Below are 15,338 nucleotides of genomic sequence, written 5' to 3'. Positions count from 1 at the left end.
CTTACTTCTTGGCCTGCGCAGCTTTCAGCGCGGCGAGTTCGTCGGCGACCTTGTCGGCGGACTGCAGCTCGGCGATTTCCTCGTCGAGCGACTTTTTGTAGCCGAGGCCCAGCGCATCGGCGCGGCCTTCGGCTTCGTCGACGCGGCGTTCGAGGATTTCGAAACGCGAGAAAGCATCCTCGACGCGGTCGCCGTTGGTCATCTCGCGCAGCTTGTAGCGATTTTCGGCGCTCTCGAGGCGGTTGACGACGCTCGACTGGCGCGCGCGGGCTTCGCTGAGCTTCTTCTGCAGCTTGGCGATGTCATTCTCATAGCCCTTGAGCGCGTCGTCGAGGACGGCGATCTCGGCCTTCAGCTTTTCGGCCATGTCGCCGGCCTTCTGCTTTTCGACGAGCGCGGCGGTGGCGAGGTCTTCGCGGTCCTTCGACAGCGCGAGTTCGGCCTTTTCCTTCCAGCTGTCCTGCAGGCTTTCGAGCTTGGCGATGTGGCGGCGCATTTCCTTCTGGTCCGCGATCGTGCGCGCGGCGGAGGCGCGGACTTCGACGAGCGTCTCGTTCATTTCGAAGATGATCTGGCGGATCATCTTTTCGGGATCTTCCGCACGGTCGAGCAAGTCGGTGACGTTGGCGGCGATGATGTCGCGGGTGCGAGAGAAAATACCCATTTGAAAACTCCTGTCGAAAACTTCGGTCCTGAAAATGCTGGTGCCGGGGCGGGGCAAGGGGGGAGAGTGCCCCGGCACCAGCGTGCCGGTCAGACCAATTGGCTGACCGCCGGGGTAACTGCAGCGGCATCGTAACCGAGCTTCGGCTGGTCGATCACGCCGACGACGATGGCCAGCGCTCCAAGCGCGCTGAGCGCGAAAGTGGCGGCCTGGGCAAAATGCGTCTTCATGGATCAACCTTCCTGTTTTTCGCTGCACCGGCGCGCTTTGCACCGGCTCGTTGGATACTTTGCAGGAAGCGTGCCAATTGCTGAAAGCGGCGGAAAAGCGCGTAACTTCACACGCAAATGCAATTTTGCGCCGATTTGGCTTGCCAATCAGCGGGAAATTTTGCCAATAATTGGGAATGGAGCGCGAAACGCAGTTCATCGGCCAGTCGGCGACCTTTCAGGACGCGGTCGAGCGCGCGAGCCAGGCGGCGACGCTCGATCGACCGGTCCTCGTCATCGGCGAGCGCGGCACCGGCAAGGAGTTGATCGCCGAACGCCTCCATCGCCTGTCGGCGCGCTGGGACAAGCCCTATGTCATCCTGAACTGCGCCGCGATGCCCGAAACGCTGATCGAGGCCGAATTGTTCGGGCACGAGGCGGGCGCCTTCACCGGCGCGACGCGCAGCCGCGCCGGCCGCTTCGAGGAGGCCGACGGCGGCACTTTGTTCCTCGACGAGTTGGCGACGATGTCATCGGGCGCGCAGGAGCGGCTGCTGCGCGCGGTCGAATATGGCGAGATCACGCGCGTCGGCGCCTCGCGCCCGGTGCGCGTCGACGTCCGCATCGTCGCCGCGACCAACGAGCATCTGCCCGCGCTGGTCGCACAGAACCGCTTTCGCGCCGACCTGCTCGACCGGCTGTCGTTCGAGGTCATCACCCTCCCCCCCTTGCGCGCGCGCGAAGGCGACATCGAGGTGCTCGCCACCTATTTCGGGCAGCGCATGGCGGCAGTGCTCGGCTGGGATGAGTGGCCGGGCTTCGGCCCGCGCGCGCTCGCGGCGATGGAGGGGCACGACTGGCCGGGGAATGTCCGCGAACTGCGCAACGTCATCGAGCGCGCCATCTATCGCTGGGCCGATCCCGAGCGGCCGGTCGATGCGTTGACCTTCGACCCCTTCGCAAGCCCGTGGCAGCCGGCAGGTAGCAAACCCGCTGCGCCCGTCGAGCCCGCCGCGATGACCGAAACCGTCCCGGTCGCGCCGCCGTCGGGCGCAGTCAGCGACCTGCGCGCCGCGGTCGACGGCTATGAAAAACAGATCCTCGCCGACACGATGGCGCGCTGCCGCTACAACCAGAAGATCGCCGCCGAGGCGCTGGGGCTGAGCTATGACCAGATTCGCCACGCGCTGAAGAAACATGGGCTGAATTGATGGTGCGTCGCTCCCGCAAAGGCGGGGCGACGGGAATCATTCCGGCAATTGCCGACTCAATGCCTCGATGACCGCGTCCTGCGTCGATGCCGTATCGGCGAGCCGGTCGCGCAGCGCGTAGATGTCGGGAAGCCCGTCGACCACCGCGTCGATGCTGCGGTCGAGGTAGAGACGGTCGATATCGGCGAGCGCCCCGGTCAGTGGCGCACGCGCCGCGATCAGGCGCGAGATCGCCTGCTGCGCGACGACCCAGCGTTCGCTGGCGACCGGCGCACCGGCGGCGGCGGCGACAAGCGCCGCGGTGCCGCCGCGCGCGGCGGCGAAGGCCTGCTGCGCGGCGGCGGCATCCGATTCCCAGCGCGCGAGACGCCCGACAAGGTCGGCGGGCAGCGGCCCCGGCGGCGTGACGACGACCGTGGGCGGCGCGACGTTGAATCGTCCCTCGACCGGCCGGTGGGCGAGCGATGGCGCCGCTGCGCCGCCGACACCCCCCGCGCAGGCGGACAGCGAAAGGGCGATGACGGCGGACAGGAAAAGAGGGGCGCGCTTCAACATGGCTCCTGATATGGGGCCGCACGCCTTGCAGCAAGTGCCGAATCGGTGCCATTCACCTCCGGCGCGCGCCGGAGGCCGCCACCGCCTCGCCGCGCTGCCTCGCGCTCCCGATCATCGATCCCGAAAGGCGAGGCGGGGCGGGACCGCAGGCTGGAGCCGATTCTCGCCAAAGCGTAAAAAAGCAGCAAAAAGCACGGAAAGATGCGGTTGACAGCGTGCGCACGGAACGCTAGTGGCGCGGTCTTTCCCGCTTGCCGGAAAATTCGCCTGCTTTGGCGGGTGACCGGCAGCGCGGGTGTTCTAGTTTCTGATTGGATGGAAGACCATGTTCGCAATCGTGCGCACGGGCGGAAAGCAGTATCGCGTTGCCGCCGGAGACAAGATCGCCGTCGAGAAGATCGAGGGTGAGGCCGGCGACACCGTGTCGCTGGGCGACGTCCTGCTGGCCGGCGACGGCGGCGAGGTGAAGGATGCGAAGGGTCTGGCCGTTTCGGCCGAGATCATCGCCCAGACCCGCGGCGAAAAGGTCATCGTCTTCAAGAAGCGCCGTCGGCACAATTATCGCCGCCGCAACGGTCACCGCCAGTCGCTGACGCTGCTGCGCATCCTTGCCGTCGGCGACGCCAAGAAGGCCGCGCCGAAGAAGGAAGCCGCCGCTCCGGCCCCGAAGGCCGAAGAAGCCGCTGCCGCTCCGGTCGCCGAGAAGAAGGCTGCTGCGCCGAAAAAGGCCGCCGCGCCCAAGGCCGAAGCCCCCAAGGCTGAAACCGCCGAAAAGAAGCCCGCCGCCAAGAAGGCGGCCCCCAAGAAGGAAGCCTGAGCGCGGCAACGCGGCTCGGCCCCCGGAACGAAGTAAGGAGTTTAGGTCATGGCACATAAGAAAGCAGGCGGTTCGTCGCGCAACGGTCGCGACTCGCAAGCCAAGCGCCTTGGCGTGAAAAAGTTCGGCGGTCAGGAAGTGATCGGCGGCAACATCATCGTGCGCCAGCGCGGCACCAAAGTCTATCCGGGCGTCAACGTCGGCATGGGCAAGGACCACACGCTGTTCGCCACCACCGACGGCCACGTCCGATTCCATGATGGCAAGCTCGGCCGCAAATATGTGTCGGTCGATGCCATGGCGGAAGCCGCCGAATAAAGGCGACCTTGTACGGGTCGCCCATCAAGGGATGACCCGGAACGGTCCTTTCCGCCGACGCGGAAACAAAGTTCGAAAAGAGGGAGACGGGTCACCCCCGGACTCCCTTTTTTCTTGTCTGGAATCCCCGCGCTGGCGGGCAGGCGCGAAAATGGGGCCATCCATCTCCCTCCACACATCGCTGTCGTCAAAGCGTCACCATCTGGCGCCAGGGCGACAGGCATTGGGAGTAAAGACATGTTCGCGCGTACCGAAAGATTGTTGCTGCGGCCCGGCTGGCAGGAAGACGCCCCCGCGCTCACCCGTGCGATCGGTGAGGAAGCGGTCGTGCGCAATCTGTCGCGCGCGCCCTGGCCTTATGGCGAGGCCGAAGCGCAACAATTCCTGAGTCTGCCCGTCGATCCGAACCAGCCGCGCTTTCTGATCTTCGCACGCACCGGCGGCGCCCCGCGCCTCGTCGGCGGCTGCGGCATTGCGCCGAGTCAGGATGATGATCGGGGGCGCGACCTCGAACTCGGCTATTGGATCGCGCGGCCCTATTGGGGCCTCGGCTTCGCGACCGAGGCGGGGCGCCAGCTCGTTCGCATCGCGCGCGCGATGAACCTGCCCCGGCTCGGCGCGGCCCATTTCATCGATAACCCCGCCTCGGGCGCGGTGCTGCGCAAGCTGGGGTTCAAGCCGACCGGCCAGGTAGCGCAGCGTCACAGCGTCGCGCGCGGCGGCGCGGCGGCGTGCGCGCTGTTCGAAGAGGGCGATGGTGACGGCAGCAATGCCGTCACCCCCATGCGCGGCCGGATTTGCGGCGACGAGGATTTTCGCGAGAATATCCGCCTGATGGCGGCATAGGTCACTATGATCGCCGCTTAAAAAGCTGTGTTCCCCCGCGAAGGCGGGGGTCCATCTCCGACCGGCGCTATGTCGAACCGGCAGGAGAGGGGTCCCCGCCTTCGCGGGGACGCACGATACTCCTTTTGGAAGTTGCCTACCCCCTGAGTTTCCCCGCCATGCCGATGATGTCGTCGAGCGGATTGCCATCGCCGTCCATGTCGAGCATCTTGCCCAGCCCGCCCAAGCCTCCGCCCAGCCCGCCGGACGCACCGCCGCCGCCGCCGAGCAGGCTGCCCAGCAGGCCGCCGAGGCCGCCGCTCCCGCCCTGCGCCTGGCCGCCGCCCTGCTTTGCCATATAGCCCGCGACCATCATCGCGAGGATCGGCAGCATCTGCTTGAGCAGGCCCGAATCGAGGCCCGTCTGCCCCGCGGCATGGTCGGCGACGGTGCGGCTGACGTCCTTCGACCCGAAAATCTGGCCGAGCACATCATTGCCCTGACCGACCGGAGTCGGCTGCGGCGCGAGCACCGCGTCGAGCAATCCGCCACCGCCGAGCTGGCCGAGCAGTCCGCCGAGGCCGCCAAGCCCACCAGCTCCCGCTTCGGCGCCCGTCGCCTGTTTCTTGAAGCCGCCGAGGATCGCGGGCAGCAGCGCTTCGGCGCCCTGCTTCGCGACCGCGGGCGGCACGCCCAACTGGCTCGCCATCGCTTCGATGCCGCCGGCCTGCGCCAGGATGTCGGTCAGATTCATGCCTCAAATCTCCCTCTGCGGGCGCGGAGGGAACCGCCCCGATGCCCGCCCGTTATAGCAGGCGGCGGGTGAAGGAGCAGGCCTTCATTTCACTGTCATTTTCAGATGCCTAGGTCCATCCTGCGACCATGCGACTCGCCCGTCCGAAATCGACGCGCGGGCGCGGGCGCTTCATCCAGTGGGAGTCAATCGATGAGTATTTTCGGCAAGATCAAGGACGCGATTTTCGGCAAGGCCCAAGCGGCAGAGCCCGCCGCCCCGGCGGCGCCCAGCCCCATCGGCGCCGCACTCGACGCCGCGACCAGCGCGATGGCGACCGCCGCCGCGGCGCCCGTCGATGTCGACGCCATCCTCACCGCCGAGGCGGCCAAGGCCGGCCAGGCGCTCAACTGGCGCACCTCGATCGTCGACCTGATGAAGCTGCTCGGCATCGATTCGAGCCTCGACAACCGCAAATCGCTCGCACAGGAACTCGGCTATACCGGCGCGCTCGACGGCAGCGCCGAGATGAACATCTGGCTGCACAAGGCGGTGATGCGCGAACTCGCCGCAAACGGCGGCAAGGTGCCCGTCGACCTGACCGACTGATCCTGACTTCGCCCTCCCCTTCAAGGGAGGGCGGTGAGACTTGGGGATTTGTCCCCTGGTCGCAGCGGGTGGGGCCATCGGCCTGGCGCAAGACCGCGAGCCCCACCCCAACCCTTCCCCTAAGAGGAGGGGCTTATTACGGGTGGGCATTGACCGCACCGCGCCGCGCTCCCTAGACAGGTTTCACAAGAAACGAAGTCGCCAGGGAGTCCGTCCGTGCATCATCCGCTTTCCACCCCCGTCAGCCGTCGCCAGACGCTCGCCACTCTGGGTGCGGGCGCCGCAGGGGCCGCCCTCACCCGCCCGGCCGCCGCGCTGCAGGCGCCGCCGCAGGATGAAGCCGGCGCGCTGCTCGCATCGGTCGCCGATCATCTGCTTGCCCTCTCGCCCGAAGGCGCGACCGCGCTCGGCATCGACACCGGCGACCGCGCCGCGATGCGCGGACAACTCGGTGATCGGTCGGCGGCGGGGATGACCGCGGTCGCCGACACGCTGAAGGCCGACCTTGTCCGCGTTCGCGCTGTCGGCAAAGCGGGGCTCGACCACAAGACGCGCACCAGCCTGGCGGTCGTCGACAGCGCCTACAGCGTCGCGCTCGACGGCTTCGCGCAGCCCTATGGCGACGTCGCGGTCGGCGGCTGGCGCAACACACCCTATGTCGTGATCCAGAATGTCGGCGCCTATCTCGACATCCCCAAATTCCTCGACAGCGACCACCCGGTCAGGACGCCAGCCGATGCAGAGGCCTATCTGTCGCGCCTCAACGCCTTCCCCGGCGTGCTCGATGGCGAGACCGAGCGGCTGAAAGCCGCCGCCGGGCAAGGCCTGATCGCCCCCGGCTTCCTGATCGACAAGGCGGTCAAGCAGATGGAGGCGACCCTCGCTGACGCGAAAGCGGGCGGCGGGATGGTCGACAGCCTGGTCCGCCGCACCGGCGAGGCAAAGATCGCGGGCGACTGGAATGCGCGCTCGGCAAAGATCGTCCAAGGCCCGGTCGCGGCGGCGCTCGAACGCCAACTCGCCGAGCTGAAGGCACAGCGGCCGAAGGCGGTGATGGACGCGGGCATGTGGGCGCGCCCGCACGGCGATGAATTTTACGCCTGGGCGCTGCGCGCCTCGACGACGACGCGCATGACCCCCGACGAGGTCCATGCGATGGGCCGCGACCAACTCGCCGAACTGCACGGCCGGATGGACCCGATCCTGAAGAAACTCGGCTATACTCAGGGCTCGGTCGGCGACCGGATGAATGCGCTGGCGCAGGATCCGCGTTTCAAATTCCCCGACAACGACCAGGGCCGCGCCGAGATCGTCGCCTATATCCAGACCTGGCTCGGCAAGATTCGCGCGCAATTGCCGCGCGCCTTTCGCACCTTGGTAAAGGGCAATGTCGAGGTGAAGCGGCTGCCGCTGGCCGAGGAGCCCGGCGCGCCCGCGGCCTATGGCGGCGCGGGGTCGATCGACGGCAGCACCCCCGGCCGTTTCTGGATCAATCTGCGCACCACCGACCTCCACAGCAAATATTCACTGCCTGATCTGGCGATGCACGAGGCGATTCCGGGGCATGTCTGGCAGGGCGAATATGCGAACCAGATGCCGCTGATCCGCACGATGCTGGCGTTCAACGCCTATTCGGAAGGGTGGGCGCTCTACGCCGAACAACTTGCCGATGAGCTGGGCCTCTATGATGATTTCGAGGTCGGGCGCCTCGGCTATCTCCAGTCACTCGCCTTCCGCGCCTGCCGCCTCGTCGTCGACACCGGCCTCCACGCCAAGCGCTGGACGCGCGAACAGGGGGTCGATTTCTTCGTCAAGGAAAATGGCTCGAACCCGATCGAAGTCGCGAGCGAGGTCGATCGCTATTGTAGCTGGGTCGGCCAGGCGTGCGGTTACAAGGTCGGCCACAGCGAGATCGTCCGCCAGCGCGACCGGGCCGAGGCAGCGCTTGGCGCAAAATACGACCTGCGCGATTTCGACGATATTGTGGTCAAGGGCGGCAACGTCCCGCTCGACGTGCTGGCGCAGAATGTCGATGCCTATATCGCGGGGGCGGCGGCATGAAACGTCTGGTCGGCGCGTTCGTCGCCCTGCTCGTCGCGGGTGCGCCCGCACATGCGGCCGATCCCGCGACGCCGCCGGCCGACGGCACCCATGTCACGATCGTCACCTCGGACGTCGACCGCTTTTTCAAGCTCTATGATGATCCGGCGCTCGCGGCCGCACCCGATACGCTTGCGGCGCGCTATCTGGCCGGCGCGTCGCCGGGGCTGATCGAATTCATGAGAATGCGGCGGATCACCCCCGAACGGCTGGCCAAGGCACTCCGCGACAAGCCCGACGTCTTTCAGGCCGCACGCGGCTGCGCCGCCAAGCTCGGCGCGATCCGGCCGCGGCTCGTCGCCGCGACCGACCGGCTCGCGGCGCTATATCCGCAAGCGAAATTCCCGCCGATCACCATCGCGATCGGCCGCGCGACGACCGCCGGAACGGCGAATGCCAAGGGCCTCTATATCGGACTCGAATCGCTGTGCATGGCGAAGTTCATCGAAGCCGACGACGAGGATCGTTTCGTCCATGTCATTGCCCACGAATATGTCCATGTACAGCAGCCGCTGGCGCAAGTGGAGGACAGGGACGAAACGGTGTTGCACGCCGCGCTAGGTGAGGGCGCGGCCGAATTTGTCGCCGAACAGATGACGGGATCGGTCGCCTACCCCCTCCTCCACCAGTGGGCGAAGGGGCGCGAAAAGGAACTCGAAACCGCCTTCCTCGCCGAAAAAGACGGTCGGGCGCTCGATTCGCGCTGGCTGTACAACCAGCGGGGCACCGACGGCTGGCCGGGCGATCTTGGCTATTGGGTCGGTTATCGCATCGTCAAAAGCTACTACGACCGCGCGCCCGACAAGGCCGCAGCGATCAAGGCGATCATCGAAATGACGGACCCCGCGGCGTTCCTGGCGAAAAGCGGCTGGACTCCTGGGATGGCGCTTTGAACCCAGCGCCACCCCGGACCTGATCGGGCCGGATCAGGCCGCGACGGGCGCCTGCGGGGCGGCCTGGCGGACGCCTTCGTCGACATGGTCCGCGAACTGCGCGAAATTGTCGATGAATTGCTGCACCAGCGCCTCGGCGGTGCGGTCATAGGCTTGGCGGTCGGCCCATGCCTCGCGCGGGTCGAGCAGCGCCGCATCGACCCCCGGCACCGCGACCGGAACGAGAAAGCCGAAATTCGCATCCTTGCGGAACTCGGCATCGTTCAGGCTGCCGTCGAGCGCGGCGTTCAAGAGCGCGCGCGTCGCCTTGATCGGCATCCGCTTGATCCCGTCCATCGTCGCCATGCCGCCGGTCCAACCGGTGTTGACGAGCCAGCACTGGACGCCGCCCTTGGCGATGCGTTCTTTCAGCAGGTTGCCATAGACCGACGGATGGCGCGGCATGAAGGGCGCGCCGAAACAGGTCGAGAAGGTCGCCTCGGGCTCGGTCACGCCGATCTCGGTCCCCGCGACCTTTGCCGTATAGCCCGACAGGAAATGATACATCGCCTGGTCGGGTGTCAGCTTGGCGATCGGGGGCAGCACGCCGAAGGCGTCGGCGGTCAGCATGATGACGGTGCGCGGCACCGGCCCCATATTCGCTTCCGACGCATTGGGGATGAAGTCGATCGGATAGGCGCCGCGGGTGTTTTCGGCGAGGCTGTTGTCGTCGAGGTCGAGCGCGCGCGTATCGGAGTCGATCACGACATTTTCGAGCACGGTGCCGAAACGACGGGTGGTCGCATAGATTTCGGGCTCGGCCTCTTCGGACAGCCGAATCATCTTGGCATAGCAGCCGCCCTCGAAATTGAAGACCGCGGTGTCCGACCAGCCATGTTCGTCATCGCCGATCAGCGTGCGCGAAGCGTCGGCCGACAGCGTCGTCTTGCCGGTGCCCGACAGCCCGAAAAAGACCGCCGTGTCGCCGTCGGGACCGATGTTCGCCGAACAGTGCATCGGCATCACGCCATCGACGGGGAGCAGATAGTTGAGGATGCCGAACACCGACTTCTTCATCTCGCCGGCATAGGCGGTGCCGCCGATCAGCACGAGCTTTTCGGCGAAATTGACCGCGACGACGGTTTCGCTGCGCGTGCCGTGCCGCGCGGGATCGGCGCGGAAGCTCGGCAGGTCGATGATCGTATATTCGCTGGCGAACGCCGCCAGTTCGTCGGCCGTCGGGCGCACCAGCAGGGTGCGGATGAACTGGCTGTGCCACGCAAATTCGGTGACGATCTGGACCTGCACGCGATGTTCGGGCTGCGAGCCGCCGAACAATTGCTGGCGATACAGGCGATCGCGGCCGCCCAGATGTGCGAGAAAATCGGCCTTCAAGGTCGCGAAATGATCGGGAGTCATCGCCACATTGGTCTTGCCCCACCAGATGGTGTCGCGAGTCTCATCATCCTGGACGATGAACTTGTCCTTGGCGCTGCGGCCGGTGTGCTTGCCGGTCGCGACGACGAGCGGGCCATCCTTGGCGAGCAAGCCTTCGTCGTGGCGCAGCGCATCCTCGACCAGTCGCGCGGTGCCCCAGTTTTCGGCCACATCCGCCTTTGTCTCGACGGTGTCGGTGCCGATCACAAGCTTCGTCATTGTCTTCGCCTTTCCTCTGTCCCGTCAGCCCCTTTCGCATAGGTATGCAGGACATGTCATGCGAAAGCGATGGGCCCGCATGAACATGGGGTGCCGACAGGGCGCCGATTCCGAAATCCCGGTCGCGTTAGCGAGGATGCGGGGCGAGGTCAAAAGATTATAGGCGGAATCGCGGGCCAGCCGTGCGCAGTTGTCGCTGGGCGGCAGATCGGCTAGTTGGGCGACCAGGGTCCGCCCAATGGAAAGAGCATGACGGCAACCATCGCGCTGGTCGACGACGACCGCAACATCCTGCAATCCCTGTCGATCGCGCTGCAAGCCGAGGGGTTCGTCACGCGCGTCTATTCGGACGGCGAGGCGGCGCTGAAGCCGCTGATCGACAATCCGCCCGACCTGGCGGTGTTCGACATCAAGATGCCGCGGATGGACGGGCTTGAGTTGCTGCGGCGCCTCCGCGAGAAAAGCCAGCTTCCCGTCATCTTCCTGACCAGCAAGGATGACGAGATCGACGAGGCGCTCGGCCTTGCGATGGGCGCCGACGATTATATCGCCAAACCCTTTTCGCAGCGCCTGGTGATTGCGCGCATCCGCGCAATCCTGCGCCGCGTCGAGCTGAACCGCTCGCCCCCGAACGAGGATGACGAGCCCGTCGCCGAACCGATCACGCGCGGTCGGCTCAGCATGGACCCGGCGCGCCACAAGGTCGGCTGGGACGGCAAGGACGTCACGCTGACCGTCACCGAATTCCTGATCCTCGAAACGCTCGCCTCGCGCCCCGGCATCGTGCGCAGCCGCAACCAGTTAATGGACGCGGCCTATCAGGACGATGTCTATATCGACGACCGCACGATCGACAGCCACATCAAGCGCCTGCGGCGCAAGTTCCGCGAAGTCGATCCCGATTTCGACGCGATCGCGACTCTCTATGGCGCCGGATACCGCTTCTCCGATGACGGCTGATTCCAAACGGCCCGAAGGGAGCATCGCCGAACAGGAGGAGGCGCCGCTCGTCTGGTCGGCGCGCTGGTCGCTGACGACGCGCATCCTGGCGGTCAATATCCTGGCCATCATATTGTTCGGCGGCGGCTTCTTCTATCTCGACACCTATCGCAGCCGCCTCATCGATACGCGGATGGAGGTGATGGGCGACCAGCTCGCGCAGCTCGACGAAGCGCTCGAGGCGGCGCGGCCCGACCAACGCCACCACCTGATCGGCGAATTCACCCGCGCGACCGAGTCGCGGCTACGCTTCTACGACGCGGGCGGCCGCAAGATCGACGACAGCTTCGCGCACGCGCCGCCGACCTATACGCTGCGCGATCCCGAGCTTCAGCCGTGGAAGCGCGACGCCGCGCGCGCGATGGACCGCGGGATCGACTGGATCGTCGGCGCCCCCGCCTATCCCGATTTCGAGGAACCGCGGGTCGACCAGGGCACCGCCTGGCCCGAAGTCGTCGAGGCGATGAAGACCGGCGAGGCAGCGAGCCGTTTTCGCTATGCCCCCGAACGCACTCCGCTGCTCAGCGCGACGCGCATCGTCGACCTCGACACGCCCGAGGTGATGCTGATGACGCTCAACGCGCGCGACATCACCAAGACGGTGCGCGCCGAGCGCTTCCGCCTCGCGGTCGTCGTCGCGATGGTGCTGATCGCCTCGGTGCTGCTGTCGCTTTTCCTCGCGCGCACGATCGTCCGCCCGTTGCGCAAGCTGGCGCGCGCCGCAGTGCGGGTGCGGCTGGGACGCGCGCGCGAGGTCGTCGTCCCGCGCCTGCCGAGCCGCCGCGACGAGATCGGCACCCTCGCCCGCGCGCTGTCCGACATGACGCAGGCGCTTCGCGAACGCATCGACGCGGGCGAGCATTTCGCCGCCGACGTGACGCACGAGCTCAAGAATCCGATCGCCTCGGTCCGTTCGGCAATCGAGGGGCTGGGGCGCGGCACGACCGACGCGCAGCGCGCGCAATTGCTCGCCATCGCCGACGAGGATGTGCGGCGGCTCGACCGGCTGGTCACCGATATCAGCGACGCGAGCCGGATCGACGCGCAATTGTCGCGCACCCTGTTCGAGCCGATCGATATCGGGCTGATGATCGAATCGATGCTCGCGGGCCGCGCCGCGCGCGCCGGACAGGACGGACCGCGGCCGCGCGTCGCCTTCGCCCGGCCGCGCAAGGGCACGACTTTGGTGATGGGCGACGGACACCGGCTCGAACGCGCGATCGACAATGTCATCGACAATGCCATCAGCTTCTCCCCCCAATCCGGCCTCGTCTGCATCGCCGCGACGCGGCTGGGCGATGAAGTTCATATCCGCGTCGACGACGACGGTCCGGGCATCGACCCTGCGCAGCGCGAGGCAATCTTCCGCCGCTTTCACAGCGAGCGGCCCAATGGCGAGGCGTTCGGCCGCCACAGCGGGCTGGGCCTCGCGATCGCGCGGACGATCATCGAGGGGCATTCGGGAACGATCTCCGCCCGCGACCGCGACGATGGCCAGCGCGGTGCCAGCCTGCTGATCACCCTCCCTGCACGCGAGGGGCATGAAGCGGAGGGGTAAGGGTGCGGGCGTTCGGGAAAAAGGGTTCACGCGAATCCGTTGCCCTCGCCCGCCCAAAACGGTTTGCCGCCTTGCGGCCCCGCTTCGTCGCCGGTAAGCCCCGCTGATGTTTCCGAGCCGGACCAAGCCCGAGATCCAGAATATCCATGCAAGCTGCGTTGCGGCGGGCAGCGGCGGCGTGCTGATTCTCGGCAATGCGGGACAAGGCAAGTCCGACCTCGCGCTCCGTCTCATCGACCGCGGCGCGCGGCTCGTCGCCGACGATCGCTGCGACATCTGGTATGACCGCGAGCGGCTGTGGTGCCGCCCGCCCGAAACCCTCGCCGGCAAGCTGGAGGTGCGCGGGATCGGGATCGTCGACAAGCCGTGGACCGCGCCGGTGCCGCTGGCGCTCGCGGTGCGATTGACCGACCGTTACGACCGCATGCCGTCGGTGAATCAGGTCGAGATGGTGGCCGGCCATCCGTTGCCGGCGCTGCTGCTCTCGGCGTTCGAGGCGTCGGCGCCGATCAAGATATTGCTCGCGCTCGAACGCCTGGCGCCCGAACGATGAGTAGCGCCGCCGCCGAGCCGCGCCTGCTCCTGGTGACCGGCCTCTCGGGCGCTGGCAAGTCGACCGTACTCAAGGTGCTCGAGGATCTGGGCTGGGAGGTCGTGGACAATCTGCCGCTCGCGCTGCTCGAGGCGCTGATCGACGCGCCCGCGAAACGCAGCGAAGCCAGTCGTCCGATCGCGGTCGGGATCGACAGCCGCAGCCGCGGTTTCAAACCCGCGCGGCTGGTCAAGCGGATCAAGGATCTGCGCGAGGGCGGCGGCCGCGATATCCAGACATTGTTCCTCGACTGCGCGGGTGCCGAACTCGAGCGCCGCTTTTCCGAAACGCGCCGCCGCCATCCGCTGGCCGAGGACCGCCCCGCCGCCGACGGCATCGCGCGCGAACGCGAACTGATGGAGCCGCTGCGCCGCTGGGCCGAGCATGTCGTCGACACCACCAACTATTCGAGCAACGACCTGCAGCAGGAGGTGCGCCAGCGCTTCGGCGACAGCGGAGAGGGCGAACCGGTGCTCAACATATTGAGCTTTGGCTTTGCGCGCGGGCTGCCGCGCAACGCCGATTTGGTGTTCGACATGCGCTATCTGCGCAATCCGCACTGGGACACGGCGCTGCGCCCCGGCACCGGGCTCGACCCCGATGTCGCCGCCTATGTCATGGCCGACCCCGCCTATGAGGACAGCGTCGCGCAGATCGAGCGCCTGTTGCTGACCTTGCTGCCGCGGTATCGCGCCGAGGGCAAAAGCTATGTCACCATCGCCTTTGGCTGCACCGGCGGGCGGCACCGCTCGGTCCACGTCGCGAACCGTGTTGCCCAAACGCTACGCGCAGCGGGCCATGAACCGACCCTGACCCACCGCAACCTTGACTCCGCCCCGCAAGATGGGCTTGAGGGCAGGCCCCCGCCCGCATCTTCCGCCGGCGCTGGACAAGCATAAGGGTCTTGCATTTCATGGCCGTCGATAAAGCATTGCCGCTGCTGGGAATGGTCCTCGTCACCCACGGCCGCCTCGCCGAGGAAATGGTCACCGCGATGGAGCATGTCGTCGGCCCGCAGCGCGCGATCGCCACCGTGTGCATCGGCCCCAACGACAATATGGAAATGCGCCGCAAGGAAATCGCCGACGCGATCCGCAAGGTCGACGCGGGCCGCGGCGTGATCATGCTGACCGACCTGTTCGGCGGCACGCCGTCGAACCTCGCGATCAGCCTGCTCGAACATGGGCGGACCGAAGTGATCGCGGGGGTGAACCTGCCGATGCTGATCCGCCTCGAAAGCGCGCGCAAGGCGATGGACCTGCGCGCCGCGGTGATCGCGGCCAAGGAAGCGGGCCAGAAATATATCTCCGTCGCGTCAGAGATGCTGGGAGTGGGGCCATGAACGAAAATAGCGAAACGGTCGAGATCACCAACCAGCGCGGGCTGCACGCCCGCGCGAGCGCCAAGTTCGTGACCTTCGTCAGCCGCCTGCCCGAGACCGTCAGCGTCGAAGTCGAAAAAGGCGGCAGCCGCGTCAACGGCACGTCGATCATGGGGCTGATGATGCTTGGCGCCGCGAAAGGCGACAGCATCACGATCCACACGAAGGGCGACGGCGCCGACGCGGCGCTGCTCAAGCTCGTCGGGCTGGTCAAGGACAGTTTCGGCGAGGATTGAGGG

18 protein-coding genes are annotated in these 15,338 nt (G+C 66.7%); 13 read left to right on the top strand and 5 right to left on the bottom strand.

Annotated elements, in window-relative coordinates; translation table 11 throughout:
* Window position 1: 1 nt before the first annotated feature.
* Entirely contained in the window at window positions 2-664 is a 663-nt protein-coding gene (gene pspA / locus CVO77_RS13910) for a phage shock protein PspA (RefSeq protein ID WP_105999548.1), read from the bottom strand.
* Window positions 665-753: 89 nt separating this feature from the next.
* Entirely contained in the window at window positions 754-894 is a 141-nt protein-coding gene (locus CVO77_RS21320) for a hypothetical protein (protein WP_158258072.1), read from the bottom strand.
* A 176-nt stretch (window positions 895-1,070) separates the two neighbouring features.
* On the opposite strand from CVO77_RS21320, the gene pspF reads away from it, so the two are divergent.
* Complete coding sequence (gene pspF / locus CVO77_RS13905) at window positions 1,071-2,084, top strand: phage shock protein operon transcriptional activator (RefSeq protein WP_105999547.1); 1,014 nt, start codon at window positions 1,071-1,073, stop codon at window positions 2,082-2,084.
* Window positions 2,085-2,120: 36 nt separating this feature from the next.
* On the opposite strand, the gene CVO77_RS13900 is transcribed toward pspF, so the two are convergent.
* On the bottom strand, window positions 2,121-2,639 hold the full coding sequence (locus CVO77_RS13900; protein ID WP_105999546.1) for a hypothetical protein: 519 nt from the start codon (window positions 2,637-2,639) through the stop codon (window positions 2,121-2,123).
* A 325-nt stretch (window positions 2,640-2,964) separates the two neighbouring features.
* On the opposite strand from CVO77_RS13900, the gene rplU reads away from it, so the two are divergent.
* The 3 genes from rplU to CVO77_RS13885 all read left to right on the top strand — a co-directional run bounded on the left by rplU (window position 2,965) and on the right by CVO77_RS13885 (window position 4,620).
* Complete coding sequence (rplU, locus tag CVO77_RS13895) at window positions 2,965-3,456, top strand: 50S ribosomal protein L21 (protein ID WP_105999545.1); 492 nt, start codon at window positions 2,965-2,967, stop codon at window positions 3,454-3,456.
* A 48-nt stretch (window positions 3,457-3,504) separates the two neighbouring features.
* Window positions 3,505-3,774, top strand: coding sequence for a 50S ribosomal protein L27 (rpmA, locus tag CVO77_RS13890; protein WP_105999544.1), 270 nt, complete (start codon window positions 3,505-3,507; stop codon window positions 3,772-3,774).
* 237 nt (window positions 3,775-4,011) lie between these two features.
* Window positions 4,012-4,620, top strand: coding sequence for a GNAT family N-acetyltransferase (locus CVO77_RS13885; protein ID WP_105999543.1), 609 nt, complete (start codon window positions 4,012-4,014; stop codon window positions 4,618-4,620).
* Between the two features lie 136 nt (window positions 4,621-4,756).
* Here the strand turns inward: CVO77_RS13885 and CVO77_RS13880 are convergent, their stop codons facing one another.
* Complete coding sequence (locus tag CVO77_RS13880) at window positions 4,757-5,353, bottom strand: DUF937 domain-containing protein (protein WP_105999542.1); 597 nt, start codon at window positions 5,351-5,353, stop codon at window positions 4,757-4,759.
* 192 nt (window positions 5,354-5,545) lie between these two features.
* Here CVO77_RS13880 and CVO77_RS13875 point away from each other — a divergent pair, with 192 nt between their 5' ends.
* The 3 genes from CVO77_RS13875 (at window position 5,546) to CVO77_RS13865 (ending at window position 8,934) form a co-directional block, all read left to right on the top strand.
* Window positions 5,546-5,941, top strand: a complete 396-nt coding sequence (locus CVO77_RS13875) for a DUF3597 domain-containing protein (protein ID WP_105999541.1) — start codon at window positions 5,546-5,548, stop codon at window positions 5,939-5,941.
* A gap of 216 nt (window positions 5,942-6,157) precedes the next feature.
* Window positions 6,158-8,002: a DUF885 domain-containing protein gene (locus tag CVO77_RS13870; RefSeq protein WP_105999540.1), complete on the top strand. Its 1,845-nt coding sequence runs from the start codon at window positions 6,158-6,160 to the stop codon at window positions 8,000-8,002.
* Entirely contained in the window at window positions 7,999-8,934 is a 936-nt protein-coding gene (locus CVO77_RS13865) for a DUF2268 domain-containing putative Zn-dependent protease (protein ID WP_105999539.1), read from the top strand. Before CVO77_RS13870 ends, CVO77_RS13865 begins: the two co-directional genes overlap by 4 nt.
* 33 nt (window positions 8,935-8,967) lie before the next feature.
* On the opposite strand, the gene CVO77_RS13860 is transcribed toward CVO77_RS13865, so the two are convergent.
* Entirely contained in the window at window positions 8,968-10,569 is a 1,602-nt protein-coding gene (locus CVO77_RS13860) for a phosphoenolpyruvate carboxykinase (protein WP_105999538.1), read from the bottom strand.
* Window positions 10,570-10,818: 249 nt separating this feature from the next.
* Here CVO77_RS13860 and CVO77_RS13855 point away from each other — a divergent pair, with 249 nt between their 5' ends.
* The 6 genes from CVO77_RS13855 to CVO77_RS13830 all read left to right on the top strand — a co-directional run bounded on the left by CVO77_RS13855 (window position 10,819) and on the right by CVO77_RS13830 (window position 15,335).
* Window positions 10,819-11,529 (top strand): response regulator transcription factor, encoded by a 711-nt coding sequence (locus CVO77_RS13855; protein WP_105999537.1) that lies wholly within the window; start codon window positions 10,819-10,821, stop codon window positions 11,527-11,529.
* Complete coding sequence (locus tag CVO77_RS13850) at window positions 11,495-13,126, top strand: sensor histidine kinase (RefSeq protein ID WP_105999536.1); 1,632 nt, start codon at window positions 11,495-11,497, stop codon at window positions 13,124-13,126. The genes CVO77_RS13855 and CVO77_RS13850 overlap by 35 nt, the downstream gene beginning before the upstream one ends.
* A gap of 106 nt (window positions 13,127-13,232) precedes the next feature.
* Window positions 13,233-13,679: an HPr kinase/phosphorylase gene (locus CVO77_RS13845; protein ID WP_105999535.1), complete on the top strand. Its 447-nt coding sequence runs from the start codon at window positions 13,233-13,235 to the stop codon at window positions 13,677-13,679.
* On the top strand, window positions 13,676-14,617 hold the full coding sequence (gene rapZ / locus CVO77_RS13840; protein ID WP_105999534.1) for an RNase adapter RapZ: 942 nt from the start codon (window positions 13,676-13,678) through the stop codon (window positions 14,615-14,617). The genes CVO77_RS13845 and rapZ overlap by 4 nt, the downstream gene beginning before the upstream one ends.
* A gap of 38 nt (window positions 14,618-14,655) precedes the next feature.
* The gene (locus CVO77_RS13835) at window positions 14,656-15,060 is read left to right on the top strand and encodes a PTS sugar transporter subunit IIA (RefSeq protein WP_106000840.1); all 405 of its coding nucleotides are present in this window, start codon (window positions 14,656-14,658) and stop codon (window positions 15,058-15,060) included.
* On the top strand, window positions 15,057-15,335 hold the full coding sequence (locus tag CVO77_RS13830; RefSeq protein WP_105999533.1) for an HPr family phosphocarrier protein: 279 nt from the start codon (window positions 15,057-15,059) through the stop codon (window positions 15,333-15,335). The genes CVO77_RS13835 and CVO77_RS13830 overlap by 4 nt, the downstream gene beginning before the upstream one ends.
* Window positions 15,336-15,338 lie beyond the last annotated feature (3 nt).

The sequence above is a fragment of the Sphingopyxis lindanitolerans genome (assembly GCF_002993885.1).
GTDB classification, from domain to species: domain Bacteria; phylum Pseudomonadota; class Alphaproteobacteria; order Sphingomonadales; family Sphingomonadaceae; genus Sphingopyxis; species Sphingopyxis lindanitolerans.
Note: the sequence above shows the minus strand (reverse complement) of the source record. Positions and strands in the feature narration are given on the sequence as shown.